This is a genomic window from Thalassobacillus devorans, from assembly GCF_011761345.1.
Classification (GTDB): Bacteria; Bacillota; Bacilli; order Bacillales; family Halobacillaceae; genus Thalassobacillus; species Thalassobacillus devorans.
In genome coordinates this window covers 229,967-251,559 of record NZ_JAASRY010000002.1, presented here as the reverse complement: position 1 = coordinate 251,559, position 21,593 = coordinate 229,967, and the positions used below count along the sequence as shown (strand labels likewise).

The following is a 21,593-nucleotide window of genomic DNA, read 5'->3' as shown; positions in this document are numbered from 1 at the left end:
GGTGATAAGGAAAATCGTCAGCGATAGGGCTGACGATTCCAACTATTATATACAGTTCTTTTTCATCAGATAGTCGATAATGGAATTAACGGATTCTTCTAAGGTTTGTTTATCCGTCTCTACTACCACTTCTGGATTGGCCGGCTCTTCATACGGAGCGTCTATCCCAGTAAATCCTTTGATTTCTCCTGAACGTGCCTTCTGATAAAGACCTTTCGGATCCCGTTTCTCACACTCTTCTAAAGAACATTTTACGAAAACCTCAACAAATTCATCCTCACCCAGTAATTCACGTACTTGATTACGATCTTCACGGTAAGGGGATATAAATGCAGTCAATGTTACTAAGCCGGCATCATTCATCAGCTTTGCAACTTCACCGATACGACGAATATTTTCCTTGCGATCTTCCGGACTGAATCCTAAGTTTTTATTAAGGCCATGTCTAATGTTATCTCCATCTAAACGGTAAGAACGGATACCACGTTCATATAATGCATTTTCTAATGCTACGGATACAGTAGACTTCCCAGAACCTGAAAGCCCTGTAAACCAAAGCACCGGACTTTTATGATTATTCATTTGCTGACGCTCTTCTTTATTAACAGTTGATTCGTGCCAGGTAATGTTAGATGACTTCATATATACAACCCCTTCTAAATAAATTTATAATAAACAATAAGAACCGTTGATACCATTACGATTAGTGTTAAAGGAAAACCAGCTTTAATGTAATCTTTAAATGAATAGCCACCCGGTCCGTAAACAATCAAATTTGTCTGGTAGCCAATCGGTGACAAAAAACTGGCCGAGGCAGCGATAGCAACCAAAACAGCTATCCCTGCTGGTTCCACTCCAGTACTGATAGCTATTTCATAGCCTATAGGAAACATTATTACCGCAGCAGCATTATTGGTAATTAATTCAGTAAACAGGTTAGTCATAACATAAATAGTTGCCAATATAACTAATAATCCAAACGGTAATAATAGAGAAACCACTTCATTTGCTAACCAATTTGCCGTACCTGTCTGTATGATTACATTGCCTATACCCAAAGCACTGGCAATTAATAGCAGTACTTGAAATTGAACAGCTGCTTTCGCTTCACCTGTACTAATAATTTTCGTTGCAATTAATATTCCCACGGTGATAACCATTGCTTTAAAAATCGATAAGAATCCAAGAGTCACCATACTAATCATGCTGACCAAGAGAATAAGGGAAAACCACCCTTTGTTCTCGTTCTCCTGGAACTTTTCATTTGCTATTGGCGAGGTTAGATAAAAATCATTGTTATCTGCAAGATTCTTCTCCAACTCAGGCCCTGCTATTAAAAGCATCAAGTCTCCAGATTTCGGGATGATATCCCCGATTTTCCCTTCTACTTTCTCATCATTTCTATGAACTGCAAGGACACCAGCATCATATTTCTTCCTAAAACGGCTTTCTTTAATGCTTTTTCCCAATAAGGAAGATTGATGGGAGACCACGACTTCTACTAGTTGATTGTTTCCATTACTAATATCATCCAATGTTAAGTCAGTACCTGTATCCAGTTTTAATCCTTTACGCTTTTGCAGGTCAGCAATCGTAGAAATCATTCCAGAAAAGATTAACCGGTCACCGATATAAACTTTCGTTTCACTTGTTACAGGTGAAATCCTTTGATTCCCCCTAATGATTTCAATCAAGTAAAGCCCTTTTAAATTACGGAGCTGGGCTTGTTCTATGGTTTCACCATTGTATGGAAACCCCTCTATGACGACCATTTCACTTAGGTAATCTTTTGTGTTTTCTCGTACCTTTTCTATCAAACTTTTATAATCGGGCAGCATGTGGTGGCCGATTAATATTAGATACACTAGTCCTAAAAGTGTGATCGGGACCCCTACCCAGGCTAATTCAAAAAAGGAAAAACCGTTTTCACCAAAATCAAGCAGCAGCCCATGGACAACAAGGTTAGTGGAAGTACCCATTAATGTGATCGTGCCGCCTAATATAGATGCGTAAGACAAAGGTATAAGAAACTTTGATGGTGAAATGTTATGCTCCGATGCCCACTTACGGACAATAGGAGTTAACGTCACCACAATTGGAGTGTTATTCAGGAATCCTGAGAATCCAGAAATAGGCAACAATAATCGAAACATTGCTCCTTTTCGTGATTCGGCTTTCTTTAACAGTTTAGTGACTAATCTCTCGACTAATCCGCTATGTTCAAACACTCTTGCGACTATAAATAATAAACCAATAGTCAACATACCTTCATTGGAAAAGCCAACAAGTGCCTCTTCCGTAGTTGCAATATCCGTTACTATAAAGAAGAATAGCGTAAAAAAAACAAGAAGGTCTGGCCGGGCTATCTCAAAAAATAGCCCGACCAGCATGCAGATAATCGCGATTATCACGATAACCATTTCCAGATTCATATAGATCTCCCTTTAGGCTGTCGGCTGCTTCATTCCTTTAATAAGAACGTCAGCAACTTCCGGGCGAGAAAATTCTTTAGGAGGGCGTTCACCGTTTCTTAGTAATTCACGAACTTTCGTACCGCTTAAGTGGACATGGTTTTCTTTGTCGTGCGGACAGGTTTTTGCAGAGGCCATATTTTCACATACCGTACAATAAAAAGCATGTTCGAACTTAAAGATGTTGATTCCAAGCTCTTCTTCATATTCAGCAATTAAATCCTGTGCATCATACGTGCCATAATAGTCACCTACACCAGCATGATCACGTCCAACAATAAAGTGGGTGCAACCATAGTTCTTGCGCACAATCGCATGCAGAATCGCCTCGCGAGGACCTGCATATCGCATGGCTGCTGGATAAATGACGAGTCGGACCCGGTCATCTACATAATAATTTTTCAAAATGACTTCATAGCTTTCCATACGAACATCGGCTGGTATGTCATCTGACTTTGTTTCCCCTACAAGCGGGTTTAATAAAAGCCCATCCACCGCTTCAAGAGCTGTCTTTTGAATATGCTCGTGCGCCCGGTGTACAGGGTTACGTGTCTGAAAGCCAACAATGGTCTTCCATCCAAGATCGTCAAACATTTGGCGTGTTTCTGCCGGGTCCATATAGTAATCCTCGAAGCGACTGTGATCTGGTCGATTAAGCAATGTAATCGGTCCGCCAACGTAGACGTTCCCTTTTTCGTATATCTTCTTAACACCTGGGTGTGCTTCTTCGATCGTGCCATAGACATATTGCGCTTCCAATTCCTTATCATACGTATACTTTTCTTCTACTTGAATCGTTCCATATATAACACCATCTTCGCCAACCAGTGCTACTTCTTCGCCGGTTTCGATTTCTTCCGCCTGGTCCTCTGTGACAGGCAATGTAATTGGAATACTCCAAATTGTGCCATCGCCCAAGCGAAGCTCTTTCACGACACGTTCATAATCTTTTTGACCCATAAACCCCTCCAGCGGACTGAAACCACCAATACCTATCAGTTCAAGATCAGAGATAACCCATGGGTTGGCTGTAATTTTCTTTAAAGATTTTGCATTTTCTACAGCTCTTTCTTTTTCCTGTTTACTAAGTTCGCGGTTTACTAGTTTTCCACCGTGTGGTTGATTTGTCATGTTAACACTCCTAAATTTACTAAAATATAGTTTTGAAAATATAATAAATATCCTTTAAAAAAGAATAATTATAGATATAGCTTTTATTCATCTCCGTTTTATGAGGATAAATGACTTCATTGTTATACTTTTCCGGATTTTCCTGAGCAGCTAATATTTCTTCTTCATTTCGATAGTATAAAGTGGCAGGGCCAGTGATACCTGGTCTGATTGAAAGCACAATACGATCTTCTCCTTGCAATTGGTCGGCATACCCTTCCACATCAGGCCTTGGGCCAACGAAACTCATATCACCAATAAATACATTGAACAGCTGTGGGAGTTCATCGATTTTTAATTTCCTGAATATCTTACCGCTTTTTGTAATGCGCACATCGTCGGAGGTGGTAACCGTCGAGTTCTGGTTAGGCACTTTCTTCATCGTTTTAATTTTAATTACTCGAAATGCCTTTCCATTCATGCCAATCCGTTTTTGGACAAAAAACCCACTGCTTTTTGTTTCAATGGCCGCAATAATGTAAGCAACCAGAATAAGCCAGCCAAACAGAAACAAACCAATAAAAGAAACTAATAAATCGAAGGATCGTTTGAAATCTCTATGCTTTTGCGACATATTCTTTCCCATAACCATGCTTCTCCAGTGTTGGATTTGTTAGAGAATAGATACTTTCTAACAGATCATTTTCTTTAAGTCTTTGTACTCCTTTGCCGACACTTTTGTTATTGATATCAGCAGTAATTGCTCTAAGGGTATCATTGTTATATTCAATCCCTAAAAAATCACAGACCTTTGCAACTTCTTCCGTCGGTCTCGCTGTCAACTCTTCATAATAAATGGTATATACTTGCTCATCCGGGATATTGCTGAAGGACTCTTCCGCTTTATCTACACATGCCTTCCATTGAAGAGCGCATACTTGTTCTAAAGAATATCTTTCCTGGGCCTGTTCCATACGATTAAACTTAGGCCCCCAATAAGCAAGCCTTTTCTCTCTGGATGCCAATTTATATACTCTGTTCCACAGATAACGTACCCCATAAATAGGAAGATCCGTTTTAGGAACGAACTGCAGCTTTTTGGATAGATAAGATGGTTCAAGTGAAGCGGTCCACCGCTTTTTAGCTGATTCCACTACATCTCTTCCATCCCGTATAATGTGGATATACTTTGCTTCGGGAAAAATTCCATAAACAAAATCGACCCTTAGGGAATTCGCACAAGTCTTTTCCACTAGATGGGTAGTAGGGGCAGCGTTTGCCATCTTGTCAAATTCCTTCCGGATATACCGCTTGACACGATCTGTCGCCATTCCGGCATCGAATTCATCGTTTGGATAGGTCACATTATGGTGTCGCCATATATAATTGATTTCATCACACGGCCAAGTGTTTACTCCATTTATCTGCGTTAGTGTATCCCTTAGCATATTTGTGCCAGACCTTCCTGCTCCAATGATGATTACGGGTGTATATGTCATTTGCGCCCCTCCTTATTTTTGGTATGTAAATTTTCGAACAAGTTAATAACCTCTGATGTTGTTTCTTTCCGGGATATATTATTTTCAACATAGGCAAGTCCGTTCTGGCCCATCTTATCAATCAGGCTCCGGTCATGATAGATGGTTAATATAGCCTCTTTTAATGCGTTGCTATCCTCCGGAGGAACTGCAATTCCTGCCTCGTTTTCTCTAATTATATTGGTAAGCTCACTATCTATATCAAAGGAACTTACGACTGGTCTTGCAGCAGACATGATGCTCCAGGTCTTGCTCGGAAATCCGTTCTCTGAAGTTCCTGCCTGCCCAATTACAATACTGATATCTCCGATACTGTAAGCTAATGATGCTTTGTCGAGCGGTACCAATGGATACATTTTTACGTTTTCGGCATTCAGCTGCTCCCTGTGACGCTGGATAGCTTTCTTTCTAGAACCTTCACCAAATATTAAAAACTCGATATCACGATAATTCTCTAATTTTTTTGCTGTTTCAATAAATGTTTCTAAGTTATGGGGATACCCAATATTTCCGCAATAAGTGATATAGAACTTGTCCTCATCTAACCCCAGCTCTTGAAACAATTCATTATTTTCCCGCTTTACGTAATTGACCTGGCTCGTATCAATCCAATTGTAAATGGTAGATATTTTTTTAGGATTCACCTTATCTTCATGCAAATGATAGTTTTTGAATTTGTTGGATATTGTAACGGTATGGGTACTGGTTTTCACAGAAAAAGTTTCAAGTAAATTTATAACTTTCTTCACGACACCCTTGACCAGCCTGTTCCCAATTTTACTATCCTTTTTTATCGACTTAGAAATGATATCCTGTTCCCAATAAACGACAGGGACTTTCTTGGTTTTACCTAAAATGGAACCAAGCGGACCAATAAAAGGAGGCATTGAGATCGTCATGATCAAATCCGGATTCTTAGAAGCCAGGCCTTTCCTGTACATTCCCAGAAAAACGAACAAGGCTTTCATGATCCGTCTCGGGAAGCTCCTTTCTTCAATTGGAACATCTATTCTTCTGATAACTAATGATCCGTCCTGATCGACTTCGTTTTTCTTAGCTTTATATTCTCTTTTTACTTTCTCGTCTACTTTAACCGGAAAGGGAGTGATCATCTCTACTTGATGTCCCGCAGCAATCAGATCATCAACTAAATCTTTGGCCAGTCTTGTTCCTCCTGCAACTTCCGGGAAGTAGTTGGGCCTTAACATAAGTATTTTCATTTCGAACTCCTTAACAAATTTAGTTTGACTATATTTATTTTCGTTTTCAATAAATATCTAAGGCTCAGAGTTTACATGTTCAAGATTGTAATACTTTGTAATTCCATAAATCACCCAATACTTTGGATCAATAAATGCAACAGCATTAAAGAGAGTGCTAGCTAATAAACCTACAAATACTAATTTAAACCAAAATAATTGATTAAAAGGTTCTTTCTTACGGATAGATATTTCTTTCAAAAAAAAGTAATATAAAAAAATTGTAAAAACCGCTCCATAAGCCAGCGTATATGCAAGGGGAGAAAAATGAGAAAAATGTCTGGATAAACCTTCATATATTTCTACGCTTGTTCCAAACCCACTGCCGATGAACCATGAAATACCGTTTTGATTGAGATGCTCAATAATTTCAATTACTTCTCTACTTCGGCCGCCTGTCGCAACTAACATGGCATGATAATCAGTAATATCAAATTGCCATATTAACTTAAACCTATCTAAATATCGAGTTGAGTTATATAAATAAAGAAATCCTCCACTCATTAACAAAACAAAGCCTGCCACATACGGTAAATATTTCTTATTAGACCTTATCAAAGTCGCTAGATAATAAATTAAACCCACTAATGTTATCAGCAATGCCACTCTTTTTCCGGATACAGCGACAAATGCTAATCCAATCATGGCTTTATAATAATTTTTTTTATATAAAAAATATAATACTGCGGTGTATAATCCTAATGGATTAATAGCGCTGTATTTGATCACCCCGATATTAACCAAACCCTGGAAAAATATAATAATGACAATACTATAATAGTAAATAAAATTTATACCTCTTTTGATAAATCGTACTATTTCTTCTTCCTTTAGGTTTTTTGAAATATTAAAACCTAATGAAATAGCTAAAATCGGCATTATTAAACTAAAAAAATGGGATGCAAAGTCTCCATTTAAATTATATTCAAATAATCCTAATACGATAGGAATTATAGAAAAAATTAAAAAAAGATAGGATTCCTTAAATAGTGTCAATCTATCAGTTTTTAACGTATAGAGAACTGCAATGAAAAATAAAATAAAATAAGATAAATTAACTAGACTTCTAATAGCACTTTCTCTGTTATAGAAGTAATAAAATTGTGTGGTAAGGTCAACTACAAAATGTGCAAAAATTAAAAATAAAACTAACTTACTGAATGAAAATGAGTACTTCATAGTTAATCCTTTCTAACTGACCCATGGGATATTGATAATAAACAAATAACTATTGGATTATGATGATTAATAAAAACAAGCCATTTTGTGTTTAACTATCTTTTATTCAATCCAATGAGCGGTATCTCTTTTAATAAGGTCTCCCAGTAGTAAGACATCTCTTTTGTAATATTCTTTTAAATAAGCTCTCTCTTTCTCATGCATCTTTTCTTTTTTAAGGAATTTAGTCAGTAATTGATGATACATTGTATAAGAAGTATTCCTTATAAATTTAGGTACCCTTGGATGTTTCATTATCTTTTTTAACAGATTTTGTTTTATTAAATAATTTATGACTGGGTTGCTGGATTTGCCCGAACGATTATAAACTTGCCCGGCATCTTGAAATTCATAATCAGCATTCACACCTAGGAATTCACAAATATCTTGCAAAACTTCCTGTGTATTATTATTTATATCTTCATATAAAACAATTTTAACGTTGTCTTTCCCTAACACCTCTAAATACTTTTTAACTTGCTTATAATACAAACCTACCTCCTTATAATGCCAAAGAAACGGATAATTCTGGTTTATCCGCTCTTCTTCCTTTTGTAAAGCATCATAAAAACTCAAATTTTCATAACCCGATCTTACATTATGCATATAAGACGAGTACGATCGGTCAATTGGGTTTCGTAAGCATATGATTATTTTTGCGTCCGGATATAACTCCTTTATGTCTAAGGCTATATCAGGAAAATATAAGTACTGGATAGAAGCTTCTCCAATAACCTTTTCGTTCGCTGCTTCTTTAAATAACTTCATATAATCTTCTTTGGTTTTAATAAAAGTTGAATCATAGTATTCACCATTCGGCCCATTATGAGGAAATTGTTCATGTTTATATGATAGATACCTAGGTTCTTTCGGGTCAGAAAAGAAGATTTCCGGATGTTTTTTTAAATAGTTGTATATAGAAGTTGTTGCTGACTTGGCAGCACCCACCATAAATAAATTAGGGACTTTTGCTTCATCACTTGGCATTATAAAACTTCCTTTTAGCGTATTTTTTTAATATATTTAGTAAGCATTTGCTTATCTTCATCAGAAACTTTTAATAAAGCCACACTGAATATATAGATAATAATGAAGAACAGAAATATTGTAATGTGCATGAAAATTGACTCACTACTAAAGACTTCTTTTAGCCCCATTGTGATAATCAAGCTACCAGCTGCTGATAGAAATAGTTTTAAATAATAAATGTTATAAGGCTGGATTTTTGTATGCCTGTAAAGTAACACCAACTTCAAAATATTAGACAGACTAACTGCAGTCATTGTAGCTATAGCGGCACCATTTATCCCGTATTTAGGGATGAAAATTATATTTAATACAATATTAAGGATGATTACCAGGAGACTGGAATATAAATTATAAGACGGTCGACCAGTCATCGTGTTCATATTAGCTACAGAACCAACACTGGTATCGATAAAATAACCAATTGTCAATAATATCAGTACGACTGTTCCCTGCTTAAAATTTTCGCCCAGCACTGCCGTAATTTCTTCGTTAAAAATAATGATTTCACATAGGTACACCAATGTGAAAAAAGTGATCCATCTTGTAGTCGACCGGTAGGTATTTTTTAAACGCTCATACTCCTTACTTACATATAATTTTGAGAAGATAGGAGTAAAAATGGTATTAATCGTAGATAAAATAATTAAGCTCACTTTAGAAATTTGTACGATAATGTTATAAATACCAACCTTATCTCCTTCTAAATAATAACCAATCATTAATATGTCAATCCGTGAAATAGTTAATACGATTAACCCGGAAAGTACCAAAGGCAGAGAAAATATTATAAATTTCTTGTACAAATGCAAGTATTTAAAGAAATGAATGGACGTAATATTTTTAAATAAATAAAAGATACCTATTATAGCTACAGTAAGGCTGACATATTTACCAATTACTAATGCAATTGAATCTACTCCCATAATATAGAGAAGAAGTATCACTAATATTTCAAGAGAAGGGATAAGAAAATATTTAATTTGGGTAAAGTTGTTTATTTTATCAAAAGCTCTTAAAATACTTAATGAAATATGGGTAAAAGTTAATAAAAAGATGATTGGTATTTGAATAATAAATAAATTGTCCAACCCCGGGTTATTCAGCAAGTTAACCGCAATAAATTCTGCATTTATATAAAGTAAAAAACTAATCACGAATGTAAATATAAATGAAAACAACAAGCTAAAAACGACAATGTTGTTTTTTTCATATTCTTCTTTAAATACATCAGCTTTTGTCACATAAGCTATAATGCTTTGATCAAATCCTAATTTAGTAAAACTGACGATAAACATTCCCCAAGTAAAGACTAATATGAAATCACCATAAGCTGTGACTCCAAATAGCTTAGCACCTAAAATATTCACTAACATCACAATGGCGCTTTCAAAGATAATACCGATAAAAACAAGAAGAGATTTTCTTCCTAAATTATTTAAATTCATATTACTACCTCAACTATCAACTACTTCCATTACTCTTTTCCATATACAACCCGATTCACATAATCTTTGTATGATAAAATCAAGCGTAATACTTTATCGGAGACATTAGAAAAACTGTAATCCCGTACGATATGAAATGTTTCTGTATTCTGACTTTCTAAAATTTCCAAGGCTTGAAGAACTCTCTCTTTTTTTAAGCCTGTCATCATGACAGACGCTTCCTCCATTGCTTCTGGTCTTTCATGCGCCTGGCGTAAATTTAAGGCTTTAAAGCCCAGAATAGACGACTCTTCACTTATGGTTCCACTGTCACTTAAAACAGCTTTAGCATTCATTTGTAACTTAATATAGTCATTGAAGCCTAATGGTTTCATTACTTTAATCAATGAATGAAATTCAATTTTTTGTTCTTCAATCATTTTCTTTGTACGCGGATGAGTACTTATGATAACAGGTAAATTATAATGTTCAGCAATGCCATTTAAGGTATCTACTAAATCTAAAAAGTTGACTTTAGAATTAATGTTTTCCTCACGATGTGCCGATACCAGGAAATATTCTTCTTTATTAAGCGCTAGCTTGTCTAATACATTGGAAGATTTTATATCTTCTTTTCTTGAGTGAAGTACTTCAAACATAGGACTGCCTGTTTTAATCACTCGATCTTCAGGAAAACCTTCCTTTAGCAAGTACTCTCTAGCAATATCACTATAAGTCAAATTAATATCAGAAATATGATCAACTATTTTTCTATTCGTCTCTTCTGGTACCCGCTGGTCAAAGCACCTATTACCAGCTTCCATATGAAAAATGGGAATCTGGCGCTTTTTAGCAGCAATGGCACATAAACAGCTATTCGTATCACCTAAAACTAAAAAAGCATCCGGTTGTACCTCCTCTAAAATAGGGTCTATTTTAGAGAGGATATTACCGACCGTATCCATTACTGAACCACCATTAGCTGAGTTTAAAAAGTAATTTGGCTTTTTTATATTAAAGTCTTCAAAGAAAACTTCATTTAATTCATAATCATAATTTTGTCCAGTATGAACAAGTGTATGTTCAATGGCATCTGAAGATTCTAATTTGTTGATAACTGCTGATAACCGGATAATTTCCGGCCTTGTTCCAACAACAGTTAGTACTTTAAGCTTTTCCATCTCTAAACCTCCAAGTAGTACGTATCTGGGTTGTCTGGATCAAACTTTTCATTTGCCCACATTACTGTCACAAGGTCCGTTTCCCCAACATTCACAATTGAATGGGTGTAGCCGACTGGTATATCGACCACTTCCATTTTTGATCCACTCACAAAATATTCTATAACCTCATCTGTATCTATTTTTCGAAAACGAATCAGACCTTCTCCACTTACGACCAGGAATTTTTCATTCTTAGTGTGATGCCAATGATTTCCTTTGGTGATACCAGGCTTGGATACATTGACCGAAACCTGCCCTCTTTCCGGCGTTTTCAAAATTTCTGTAAAGGAGCCTCTCTCATCAACATTCATTTTCAAATCATAAGAAAACTGGTCGGTCGGCAAGTAACTTAAATAAGTGCTGTATAATTTTTTTGTCAGGGAATCGCCCATATCAGGGATATTTAAATTACTTCTACTTTTCTTGAAACTTATAATCGTATCAGCTAACTCTTGCAAAGTAATGCGATGAACTGGCTTGACCGTGCAATATTTCCCTTCATATGTCGGATGTCCCTGCAATGCATTGTTAAACTCATCCAGTACATCGTCTATATAACAAAGTGCCAGCTCAGCTTCTGGATTGTTTACCTGGATGTCCTGATCCCTGGCTATGTTATGGCAGAAAGTAGCTACGACACTATTGTAATTTGGACGGGACCATTTCCCGAACAGGTTTGGCAGACGATAAACATAAGCATCTGCTTCTAATTGTTCGTAAAAATCAATAACAGCTTTTTCTGCTAATTTTTTACTGGCTCCGTATGGATTATCTTTTTCCGCTTGAATAGAAGAGGAAAGCACCATTGGTGTATTTTTTTTCTCGTTCTTTTCTATTAAACTGATTAATTCTTCCGTAAGACCCTTGTTTCCTTGGTAGAATTCCTCTTCCTTTTTCGGGCGATTCACTCCTGCCAGGTGAAATATGAAATCAGCCTTACCGACAAAGGCTTCCAATTCTTCTAGTGTATTATCTCTGGTAAATGGCAAAACTTCATGGTCCTGTTGCTTTAGTTCAGCCACCAGGTTCTTACCTAAGAAACCATTAGCCCCGGTAACTAAGATATTCATGACTATTCCAACTTTCTAATTCATTTTGAATATATTTGAGTTCTACTAGCTTTTGTTTTATCTGTTCAATATTGAGACGCTCGGTATTGTGAGAATTATATTCTTCTTCAGTGGATAACCGCTCGTCCCCAATAGCAAAATATTTATCATAATTCAGATCTCTTTGATCAGCTGGAACGCGGTAAAATCCACCCATATCTTCAGCAACCATATGCTCTTCTCTAGTTAACAGTGTTTCATAGAGCTTTTCACCATGCCTAGTTCCGATAATTTTAATTTCATTATTTGCATCAAAGAGCTCTTTCAACGCCTGCGCCAAATCACCAATGGTAGAAGCAGGTGCTTTTTGAACCATGATGTCTCCAGGCTTGGCATTTTGAAAAGCAAAAGCCACTAAATCGACGGCTTCTTCCAAACTCATTAAGAAACGTGTCATTTCCGGATTAGTGATTGTTATTGGTTCTCCGTTCTTGATTTGGTTAATGAATAATGGAATGACTGAGCCTCTTGAGGCCATAACATTTCCATATCTAGTTCCGGTAATTGAAGTTTCGTCCTCTGTAACTTTCTTTGCTTTGGCCACAAATACTTTTTCCATCATCGCTTTTGAAATACCCATTGCGTTGATTGGGTAGGCAGCCTTATCAGTGGACAGGCAAATGACTTTTTCCACATTTTGCTCAATGGCAGCAGATAATACATTTTCCGTTCCTAAGACATTTGTTTTCACTGCTTCTATTGGGAAAAATTCGCATGAAGGGACTTGCTTCAAAGCTGCCGCATGAAAGACATAATCGACTCCATGCATGGCATTCCTCACACTGTTTATATCCCTCACATCTCCGATATAGAAGTTAAGTTTGTCATTTTTGAACTGTTTCCGCATGTCATCCTGCTTTTTTTCATCTCTTGAAAAAATGCGTATTTCCTTAATATCCGTCTGCAAGAATTTATTCATTACTGCATGACCGAATGACCCTGTTCCACCGGTAATTAATAACGTCTTTCCATTAAACATTCCAGTCACTCCATCTCATTTGTTTTAATCTTTAATTGAACTTTGCGCTATTTCAGCCATCCACTTTAGCAAATGAATACGAGGCGATTTCTTTATCATTGGCCAACGAAAGGACATAATCTTTTAAATATTGCTGATCGAATATGAAATGCTCTTTAATAAGTACATCTACTTTGTCAAAATCTACTTCTACTGAATTTCCAACAAAAATCTTCGGGAAGACAGGCTTTTGATTGCCTTCGTTGTCGTTCAATAGTTCCTCGTACATTTTTTCTCCTGGTCGTATCCCTGTATATTCAATACCTATTTCTTCTATGTTGTATCCTGACAGCTGAATCAAATTTCTGGCTAAATCAACGATTCTGACTGGTTCTCCCATATCAAGTACAAATATTTCTCCGCCTTCTGCTAGTGCTCCTGCCTGTAACACAAGCCGGGATGCTTCCGGTATGGTCATAAAGTACCTTGTCATGTCAGGATGGGTAACCGTTACTGGTCCACCATTGGCGATCTGCTTTTTAAAAAGTGGAATAACACTCCCCCGGCTTCCCAGTACATTCCCAAACCGCACCGCTACAAATTTCGTGGTGCTGGATTGAGCCAGCTGCTGAATCACCATTTCTGCAATACGCTTTGTAGAACCCATTACATTCGTCGGATTTACTGCTTTATCGGAAGAAATGAGAACAAAATTACCCACGCCGGCTAAATGCGCTGCTTCTGCTACGTTCTTAGTTCCAATTACGTTATTCTTTACTGCTTCCATTGGGTTTGCTTCCATTAGAGGCACATGTTTATGTGCAGCTGCATGATAAATATAGGCTGGTACATACTCCCCAACCAACTGAATAACACGGTCACGATCCTGGATATCCGCTATGAGCGGAATAAGTTCTGTATTCAATCTTAATTGCTTTAGTTCCATATGAATGGTATAAATGCTGTTTTCTCCGTGTCCTAATAAAAGCAATTTTGCCGGTTTAAATTTGACCAGCTGGCGGCAGATTTCTGACCCGATTGAGCCTCCTGCACCAGTTACCATCACCGTCTGCCCTTGTATCTCATTAGAAATAGAATCGATATCCAATTCTACCGGGTCCCGTCCAAGCAAATCCTCGATGGAAACATCACGAATCTGGCTAACCGATATATTGCCAAGAGCAATATCCTCAATCATAGGGAGCGTTTGAACATTTGGCACTATTTTCTGCGCTTCCGTGATAATCTCCTTTACTCTTTCCCTTTCTACAGAAGGCATGGCAATAACAATATGATTGATCGATTTATCCTTTACCACCTGTGCCAAATCGTTCGTATTCCCAAGAACAGGGACATTATTGACCGATAAATGGTGAAGCGTAAAATTATCATCAATAAACCCAATTAAATTGATATCCTGCTGCTCATTTCCTTTCATTTGTCGAGCAAGCATCTGCCCAGCAGAACCCGCCCCGACAATTAACGTCCGCTTTTTTTCCTGATCTTCGTTGACCTGATTTATTTTTCGCCCCAGCGCAAAATGGAAGCCATATGTATTGTAGTAGCGCCAGGCTAAGCGAACGCCTCCAATCAATATAATGTGAAGCATCCAGGTGACAATCAACGCTCGTTCATATACCACACCAAAAAACAACCATTGTTCAACAGTAGTTACTGCAATTGACCCTGTCACTGCAACTAATATACCGATAAGTTCTTCAATACTGGCGTAACGCCATACTTTTTTGTATAAATCTAAAAGATAGGAAAACAAATGATGAGTTAATAACAGCGTGACTGACGACACGAACATCAAACGGTCGAAATCATGCATATAGGGATTCAGAAAATAATGGGACATGAATATAGAAAAAGTAACGATGGTCGAGTCTATCAGTATTAATAACGCCAGGCGTTTATTGTACGTCAATAGTTACACCTTCCTTCCGCCTTCTTGATCGATAAAATTTCTTTACAGCTAAGTGGTGGCAGACCGGGAGCACAAGTATGCTGGATACAATTTATTTCAATCTGAAATTATTTTCCACAATAAAAAATAGGCTGAAACTGCACAATATTCCAATTATTGGGTGTATTGGAAAGAAACACATTTTATTAATTGATATGTTAACACAGTCCTTCCGTTTTATAATAAGGGTTTAAAGATGTGAGCAATTTTACCTAATACCCAAGATTCCGAATTCAAACAACTATCCTCCTACTGTTTTTAAAATTTTTCCAATAAATAGAACTCTATTAGTCTCATTAATAAATATGACTAAATTCACCCACCCTCCTTAATAAAGGTAATATCATACATCTTAAGAATTATTTGGATAGTAAAATATGATGATTTTGGCAAAATAACAAAAAAAATACATCGAATCGACAAGGATTGTCGATTCGATGTATAGACTTTAGTAAATTAAAAAATACCAAGGAATTTTTTTCTTTTTATATGCTCAGGAGGATTAGCTGCCAGCATCTGCCCTTCTGTAACGTAAAAAGCATTTTCCATAAAATAATATACGGATGAAGCTCCGTACTTATTCTTTATCACTTCATAAGCTTTTTTCAAATAGAAACCACGACTATGGGTATTATGGGCATCCGATGCAATCAAATGAGTAAGATTGGCTTCAATTAATTGATGGGAAAACTTTTGAATCGATTTTCCAAATTTTCCAGCTACACTGGCAGCCGTAACCTGGGTATAGGCACCGCCTTTTACAAATTGATAAAGCAGGTCTGGTTCCTGAATCAGTTTTTTATTTCGTTCCGGATGAACAATAATCGGTTTGATCCCTTCCCGCTGAAGATCAAATAAAAGACGCTCCGTATAACGAGGGACCTGGTCAGAAGGGAGTTCAACAAACACATAACCGCTATCAACATTCAACGGCAATACCTCTTCTTTTATTAAATCCTGGACCATTTCTCCATAGATACGAGTTTCCTGTCCAGGGAGTATGGTCAGCGCTATCCCTCTCTGTTCCAATTCAGCGTTTAATTGCTGCACATGATCAAAGATTTCAAGACGTGAATTCTCATATTCTCCATTCTTATGATGCGGGGTAGCAATAATCGTATCAATACCCTGATCAACCGCTTCTTTTGCCATTACGATACTATCTTCCAAAGTAGAGGCGCCATCATCCACTCCGGGAATTATATGGCAATGAATATCTATCATCCGACTCACCACTTTCTTTAATCCATCTTTTTCTCTCATAAACTATCCGTCTAGTATAGCATAACAAACCACCCTATCCTCCAACATAGGAGGATAGGGTGGTTTATTGTTAGTTCGTCAGTTACATTTCGTATATTCTAGTAGTTTTTTCAGCTTTAGATTTTCCCATATAGTTGATCCTCGTTTAGATTGCTCTTTCTTACATCTATTAATATCTGCTAAATAAACCATAAAGACACTGAACGTAACGGTGAGCACGTCTAAAAGCAAACAGACCAGATAACTCATCGTAGTTTCCCAGACACTTAATATCTGCCAGTTAACATATAAAATAATGATGATAGGGAGTAAGGCAAGAAACTTAACCAGCTTTCGATTAGAAACAAAATTCCCCATGCTTTTTCCTCATTCCTTCACTAACCAACCTTTTATAAGGGATTTCTATTCATTAACGTCTAAGCTTAGGAACTACTTAGAGTTTCAAATAAGTTAATTTTCCCAAAAACCCAGTATAAAAGACCTCTATTGTAACTATAATGTAACAATGCGAGGGATACAAGTCCTAAAAGCCTTGTTTTGTAAATAACTTCTAACCTCTTCTGCTCTTTTGATCTTTAGTGAGTGGTTTCTTAGCTTGCCAGCCATTTTAACCAGCCCAAAAAGAGAAGCCACAAAGGAATACTGATGAGTAGAGCCCACCTGGATCCGGTAATGAAATCATTTTCTTTAAACATGATCGTCCTCCAATCACTGGTCTTAGATTGGTATTTCATTGATAGACTCCATGATATCCAAAATGATTTAACCTTAAACATTATCATTCACTTCGTCATTAGGTAGACTAAAAGAATGATGAGGATCCATAGTGGCAGAGAGAGCAAGATCCCCCACATACATCCTTTTGCAAAGTTGTTCTCTTCCATCTTTTTGTCCTCCATCTCTGGTTAGTGTAACTGTATGCTACCAGAAGATGGATCACAAGGAAAATCGTTCGTAAAATTCAAACAAAAAACAACACTAATTTGATAGTTTCCCTATGAGTTATATTCTTCGATCATATTGTGCACTTTCTGTACTTCATTTTCGGGAATATCAAGGTAATAAATTCCATTCACCTTAATACCTTGGCCAACCATTTGGTATGTAACCCTATTTTCTCTTGTCTTATTATAATTGGTGAGAAGGTTTTTCATATCACTAAACGCCATGTTCGTTCTCATGTTATTACCTAATACCTCAAGGATGTCATCAATTTTATGAACAGAGGCAATGTTAGCACCTTTATCAATTATTCCCTCGATAACCTCTCGTTGGCGCTCGTTCCTTCCAAAATCACCATTTGGATCCTGATACCTCATCCTCACATATCCCATTGCCTTTGGCCCGTCGAGCTCAATTTTTCCTTTGGCATAATGATACCCTTTCTTATAATAACCGCGATCTTTCCAGTCCAGTTTATTATTGACGGTGATGCCGCCGACAGCGTCTACCATTTCTGTCAGACCTTCCATATTCATGCTGACATAGTAATCAAGTTCGATATCCAGAAAATCTTCCACGGTATTAATCGTCATGTCAGTGCCTCCAAAAGCATAAGCATGGTTGATTTTATCCTGGCGTCCGTCTCCGACAAGAGTGGTTCTCGTATCCCTGGGAATACTGATTAGCTGCATACGGTCATTTGTTGGGTCCAGCGTCATGACCATCAATGCATCGGAACGTCCACGGTCATTCTTACGTTCGTCCACTCCCATCAGAAGAATATTGACCGGTTTATTTTCTTTCATTTTCTTTTCCCCGACTTGATAATCAATAGAAGCTACCGGCGCATGCATCTTCTTATCTACTGTATCTTTCGCATTGTCGTAGATAGAGTAGACATAAATCCCGCCACTAATAAAAATGAATAGTAGGAGTAACGTTATAACCTTAAACCACTTTTTGCTTTTATTAGATCTACTAGAAGCCATAGGCATTCACCTCTAATTCCAATATGTTTTTACATTTAATAGGGGTAATAAAGCGGCATGCACCAAAAAGAAATATCCCTTTTAATACGACTTCCAAATCCTTGGTCTTTATCTAACCTTGATGTACCAAAATTATTATACTTTACTCAAGTTTCTTGTCCTAAGCTCTTTTTCCCAAATCACCTCACCATAACTAAAATTAGGGTTTACTGGTCGGGTCATCTTTTTGGATATAGCTTTTGTATTTTCGTAAAAGTCTTAATTCTGCCTAAAATTTTATTCTGTTTGAACAATTATTTCATCAACGCTTGTCAGTATTACTTTAACCATATTATTAATATAGTCTTCACTCAACAAAATATTAGGCTCGCCCACTCCAAAGCAATATTTAATCTTTGGTTCTGTTCTAGAAGGTCGTAGACAAAACCATGCTCCCATCCTCCAACTTATTTCAAAACATTTGCTGAAAGGTAGGTTGATATCCTCCTTTTCATGGACCTCTACAATTAACCTACTGCTATAGATAGTCTTCCATTCACTTTTTTTCATAGCCTTATAATAATTGGCTTGCCCTAAATAGCGCCCCAACACTTATAGTGATAGGGGCACTATTTAGGGTTTAAGTGTTTATTTTGCAGGAGTTTTCAATTTCTTCCCAAGAGGTAGTGGTTCTATATATATCTTCTTCTATTAATTCACTTCCGGTTTGAACTTCAATTAATTCCATATCTGTGGTTGCCTTTAACGCATGTTTTGCGGCTAGAGGAATATGAATAACGTCACCGGATCTTACATGGTTTAATTGATCATTTAGTGCAAAAATTCCTTCCCCTTTAATAATAGTCCATACTTCACTACGTTTATAATGCATTTGATAACTTAAATTTTTCCCTGCATTGATCCCTAAACGTTTTGTTAATACTTCATTACCTTCCTGGTATTTGATGTGCTCTAACACACGATACCAACCCCATCTACGCTCTTCATACATTGGTCTTCCTTGCATATTTGAAACGTATTCTTTGACTTTCGGACTGGACTCTTTATCTGCTACTAAGATTCCATCCGGACTAGCAGCTACTATTGCATTATCAATACCTAATAACGTAATAGGAATATCAAGCTCATTTACAATATGGGAATTAATAGTACTCTCACTAATTAAGCCTTTGCCAGTAATATTTGAGGCCATTTCTTCTGTTAAGGTGTTCCATGTACCTAAATCTTTCCAGGAACCGTCATATGGTAAAGCTACAATATTTTCTGTTTTTTCTACTACTTCAAAGTCAAAGCTATTTTCAGGTAGAAGGTTATAATTAATTAACAATTCCTTATAATCAGTAGGTAAGCCTTTATCATTCAATAGATTGATGATATATTTTAATTTAAATGCAAACACACCACAGTTCCATAAAGCATTCTTTTCAATTAACTCTTCAGCATTAGACCTTTCAGGTTTTTCTTTAAAATGATCTACAATTAAAAAGTTGTCGCTTTCATTTTCACTAGGAACTATGTAACCGTATTTTTCAGATGGAAATGTTGGTGTCACCCCCATTAATGCAAGGTCTGCCTTCGAATCTAACAAAGCAGTTTCTAAATCTTTAACCCGATTAAAGAATCGCTCTTCAACATAAGGGTCTACTGGTAACATTCCAACAACTTCGTTTAAATCAGTATTCTGAACAGAGTATAAATAAGTAGCAGCTAATGCTATTGCCGGGAATGTATCTCGTCTTTCTGGCTCTGTTACGATAGGTACACCAGCTCCTAGCTGACTATTAATCATATCCACCTGGGCGATACTTGTAGCAATAACAGATTTACTAGCCAAGTCATTTTTCTCTAGCTGTCGCCATACTCTTTGTACCATTGATACCATTTCATCTTCTGAATTTTTTAGTACTTTTAGGAATTGTTTAGACCTTGAATCATTCGATAAGGGCCAAAGCCTTTTACCAGAACCTCCAGATAGAAGTACGAGCCTCATATTCTTTCCCATCCTTTCATAATTACAAGGTATTCCTTCATTACCTTTTTAGATATTTCATCAACATTAAAATGCTTTTCTACTCCTTTTATTCCCTTAACTACCATATTAATATATTCTTCATTATCCATTACCATAAACCTTTGTATTAGACTTGCTAATTGCTTAGTATCTCCATCTTTACATATAACCCCTCCCTGAGTTATTTTTATAATTTCCGGGGCACCTCCGGAATCCGCAACTATAACAGGCGTACCAACTATTATTGATTCTATAATGACTCTACCAAATGGCTCTTTATCAGAAAAATTAATAGTTATGTCACATGATCTCATTAATTCCATAGGTTTATTGGAATAACCATAAAACTCAATTATTTCAGTTAAATTATATTCTTGTATAAGATTTTGTAAGTTTCTTAAATATTTATCAGACCCATCTATAGTTGTATCGCCAACGATCAATAATTTTATATTACTTACATCTACTAATTTAGATAATTCATAAATTGCTTCGATTATATAATCAAAACGTTTCCATTCTACTATTCTTCCAAACACACCTATAGTAAAATTATCCGTATTTCTTTTTTCTAATAAATATTTTTTATGATTATTTTTAACTGGGACTCCGTTATATATTACAACAGCCTTTTTTGTATTTAGTGTACTTTTTACAAACTCAGAAATACAAATAATCTTATTAAAACCCAAAGGTAATAAAATATTATATAGAAATGAATTCAGATTATCTCTATGATGCCATATTGTTTTAGCTTTAGTAATAAAGCTAAAAGGAGCAACAAACCAAGGCGCCCTCCAACCATTAGCATGTATAATATCTACCTTTTCTTTATATACCAATTTCAGTAGCCAATATATTGTATAAATAAATTTTAAACCTAGTTTAGTTCTTACGCTATTTAATGTATGGGGAATAACTTTTACATCTTTAATTTCCTTTAAATAGGTACTTTCCTTCGGGCAAACTAATATAATAGAAAACTTCTCTTTATCTAAACTATTTAATAGATATATCATACTTTGTTCTGCTCCACCCTTTTGGGAAGAATGTGTTACAAACATAATTTTCTTTTTAATA

Annotated in this window: 18 protein-coding genes; all 18 read right to left on the bottom strand. The window is 36.3% G+C overall.

Going from position 1 to position 21,593, the window contains the following annotated elements:
• Positions 1–45 precede the first annotated feature (45 nt).
• The 18 genes from cysC to FHS45_RS08405 all read right to left on the bottom strand — a co-directional run bounded on the left by cysC (position 46) and on the right by FHS45_RS08405 (position 21,577).
• The gene (cysC, locus tag FHS45_RS08490) at positions 46–642 is read right to left on the bottom strand and encodes an adenylyl-sulfate kinase (protein WP_062442062.1); all 597 of its coding nucleotides are present in this window, start codon (positions 640–642) and stop codon (positions 46–48) included.
• 14 nt (positions 643–656) lie between these two features.
• Positions 657–2,432 (bottom strand): SLC13 family permease, encoded by a 1,776-nt coding sequence (locus FHS45_RS08485; protein WP_062442065.1) that lies wholly within the window; start codon positions 2,430–2,432, stop codon positions 657–659.
• Between the two features lie 12 nt (positions 2,433–2,444).
• On the bottom strand, positions 2,445–3,602 hold the full coding sequence (sat, locus tag FHS45_RS08480) for a sulfate adenylyltransferase (protein ID WP_062442067.1): 1,158 nt from the start codon (positions 3,600–3,602) through the stop codon (positions 2,445–2,447).
• 19 nt (positions 3,603–3,621) lie between these two features.
• The gene (locus FHS45_RS08475; protein ID WP_148350026.1) at positions 3,622–4,227 is read right to left on the bottom strand and encodes a sugar transferase; all 606 of its coding nucleotides are present in this window, start codon (positions 4,225–4,227) and stop codon (positions 3,622–3,624) included.
• Positions 4,199–5,080 carry a sulfotransferase family protein gene (locus FHS45_RS08470; protein ID WP_062442078.1) on the bottom strand — a complete coding sequence of 294 codons (882 nt, stop codon included), beginning with the start codon at positions 5,078–5,080 and terminating at the stop codon, positions 4,199–4,201. Before FHS45_RS08470 ends, FHS45_RS08475 begins: the two co-directional genes overlap by 29 nt.
• Positions 5,077–6,339: a glycosyltransferase family 4 protein gene (locus tag FHS45_RS08465; protein WP_062442081.1), complete on the bottom strand. Its 1,263-nt coding sequence runs from the start codon at positions 6,337–6,339 to the stop codon at positions 5,077–5,079. The genes FHS45_RS08470 and FHS45_RS08465 overlap by 4 nt, the downstream gene beginning before the upstream one ends.
• A gap of 57 nt (positions 6,340–6,396) precedes the next feature.
• Entirely contained in the window at positions 6,397–7,557 is a 1,161-nt protein-coding gene (locus tag FHS45_RS08460) for a hypothetical protein (protein WP_062442083.1), read from the bottom strand.
• 102 nt (positions 7,558–7,659) lie between these two features.
• On the bottom strand, positions 7,660–8,583 hold the full coding sequence (locus tag FHS45_RS08455) for a sulfotransferase family protein (RefSeq protein WP_062442086.1): 924 nt from the start codon (positions 8,581–8,583) through the stop codon (positions 7,660–7,662).
• Positions 8,584–8,597: 14 nt separating this feature from the next.
• Positions 8,598–10,070 (bottom strand): oligosaccharide flippase family protein, encoded by a 1,473-nt coding sequence (locus FHS45_RS08450; RefSeq protein ID WP_166761391.1) that lies wholly within the window; start codon positions 10,068–10,070, stop codon positions 8,598–8,600.
• A gap of 29 nt (positions 10,071–10,099) precedes the next feature.
• On the bottom strand, positions 10,100–11,230 hold the full coding sequence (gene wecB / locus FHS45_RS08445) for a non-hydrolyzing UDP-N-acetylglucosamine 2-epimerase (RefSeq protein ID WP_062442091.1): 1,131 nt from the start codon (positions 11,228–11,230) through the stop codon (positions 10,100–10,102).
• Positions 11,231–11,232: 2 nt separating this feature from the next.
• The gene (locus FHS45_RS08440) at positions 11,233–12,342 is read right to left on the bottom strand and encodes a polysaccharide biosynthesis C-terminal domain-containing protein (protein ID WP_062442094.1); all 1,110 of its coding nucleotides are present in this window, start codon (positions 12,340–12,342) and stop codon (positions 11,233–11,235) included.
• Complete coding sequence (locus FHS45_RS08435; RefSeq protein WP_062442096.1) at positions 12,317–13,360, bottom strand: polysaccharide biosynthesis protein; 1,044 nt, start codon at positions 13,358–13,360, stop codon at positions 12,317–12,319. Before FHS45_RS08435 ends, FHS45_RS08440 begins: the two co-directional genes overlap by 26 nt.
• A gap of 52 nt (positions 13,361–13,412) precedes the next feature.
• The gene (locus FHS45_RS08430; RefSeq protein WP_062442099.1) at positions 13,413–15,269 is read right to left on the bottom strand and encodes a polysaccharide biosynthesis protein; all 1,857 of its coding nucleotides are present in this window, start codon (positions 15,267–15,269) and stop codon (positions 13,413–13,415) included.
• Between the two features lie 495 nt (positions 15,270–15,764).
• Positions 15,765–16,571 carry a tyrosine-protein phosphatase gene (locus tag FHS45_RS08425; protein ID WP_308789082.1) on the bottom strand — a complete coding sequence of 269 codons (807 nt, stop codon included), beginning with the start codon at positions 16,569–16,571 and terminating at the stop codon, positions 15,765–15,767.
• 590 nt (positions 16,572–17,161) lie between these two features.
• Positions 17,162–17,305 (bottom strand): hypothetical protein, encoded by a 144-nt coding sequence (locus tag FHS45_RS08420; protein WP_157620149.1) that lies wholly within the window; start codon positions 17,303–17,305, stop codon positions 17,162–17,164.
• Positions 17,306–17,566: 261 nt separating this feature from the next.
• Complete coding sequence (locus tag FHS45_RS08415; RefSeq protein ID WP_082411942.1) at positions 17,567–18,502, bottom strand: LCP family glycopolymer transferase; 936 nt, start codon at positions 18,500–18,502, stop codon at positions 17,567–17,569.
• Positions 18,503–19,121: 619 nt separating this feature from the next.
• Entirely contained in the window at positions 19,122–20,492 is a 1,371-nt protein-coding gene (locus tag FHS45_RS08410; protein WP_062442108.1) for a sugar phosphate nucleotidyltransferase, read from the bottom strand.
• Entirely contained in the window at positions 20,489–21,577 is a 1,089-nt protein-coding gene (locus FHS45_RS08405) for a glycosyltransferase family 4 protein (protein ID WP_062442111.1), read from the bottom strand. The genes FHS45_RS08410 and FHS45_RS08405 overlap by 4 nt, the downstream gene beginning before the upstream one ends.
• Positions 21,578–21,593 lie beyond the last annotated feature (16 nt).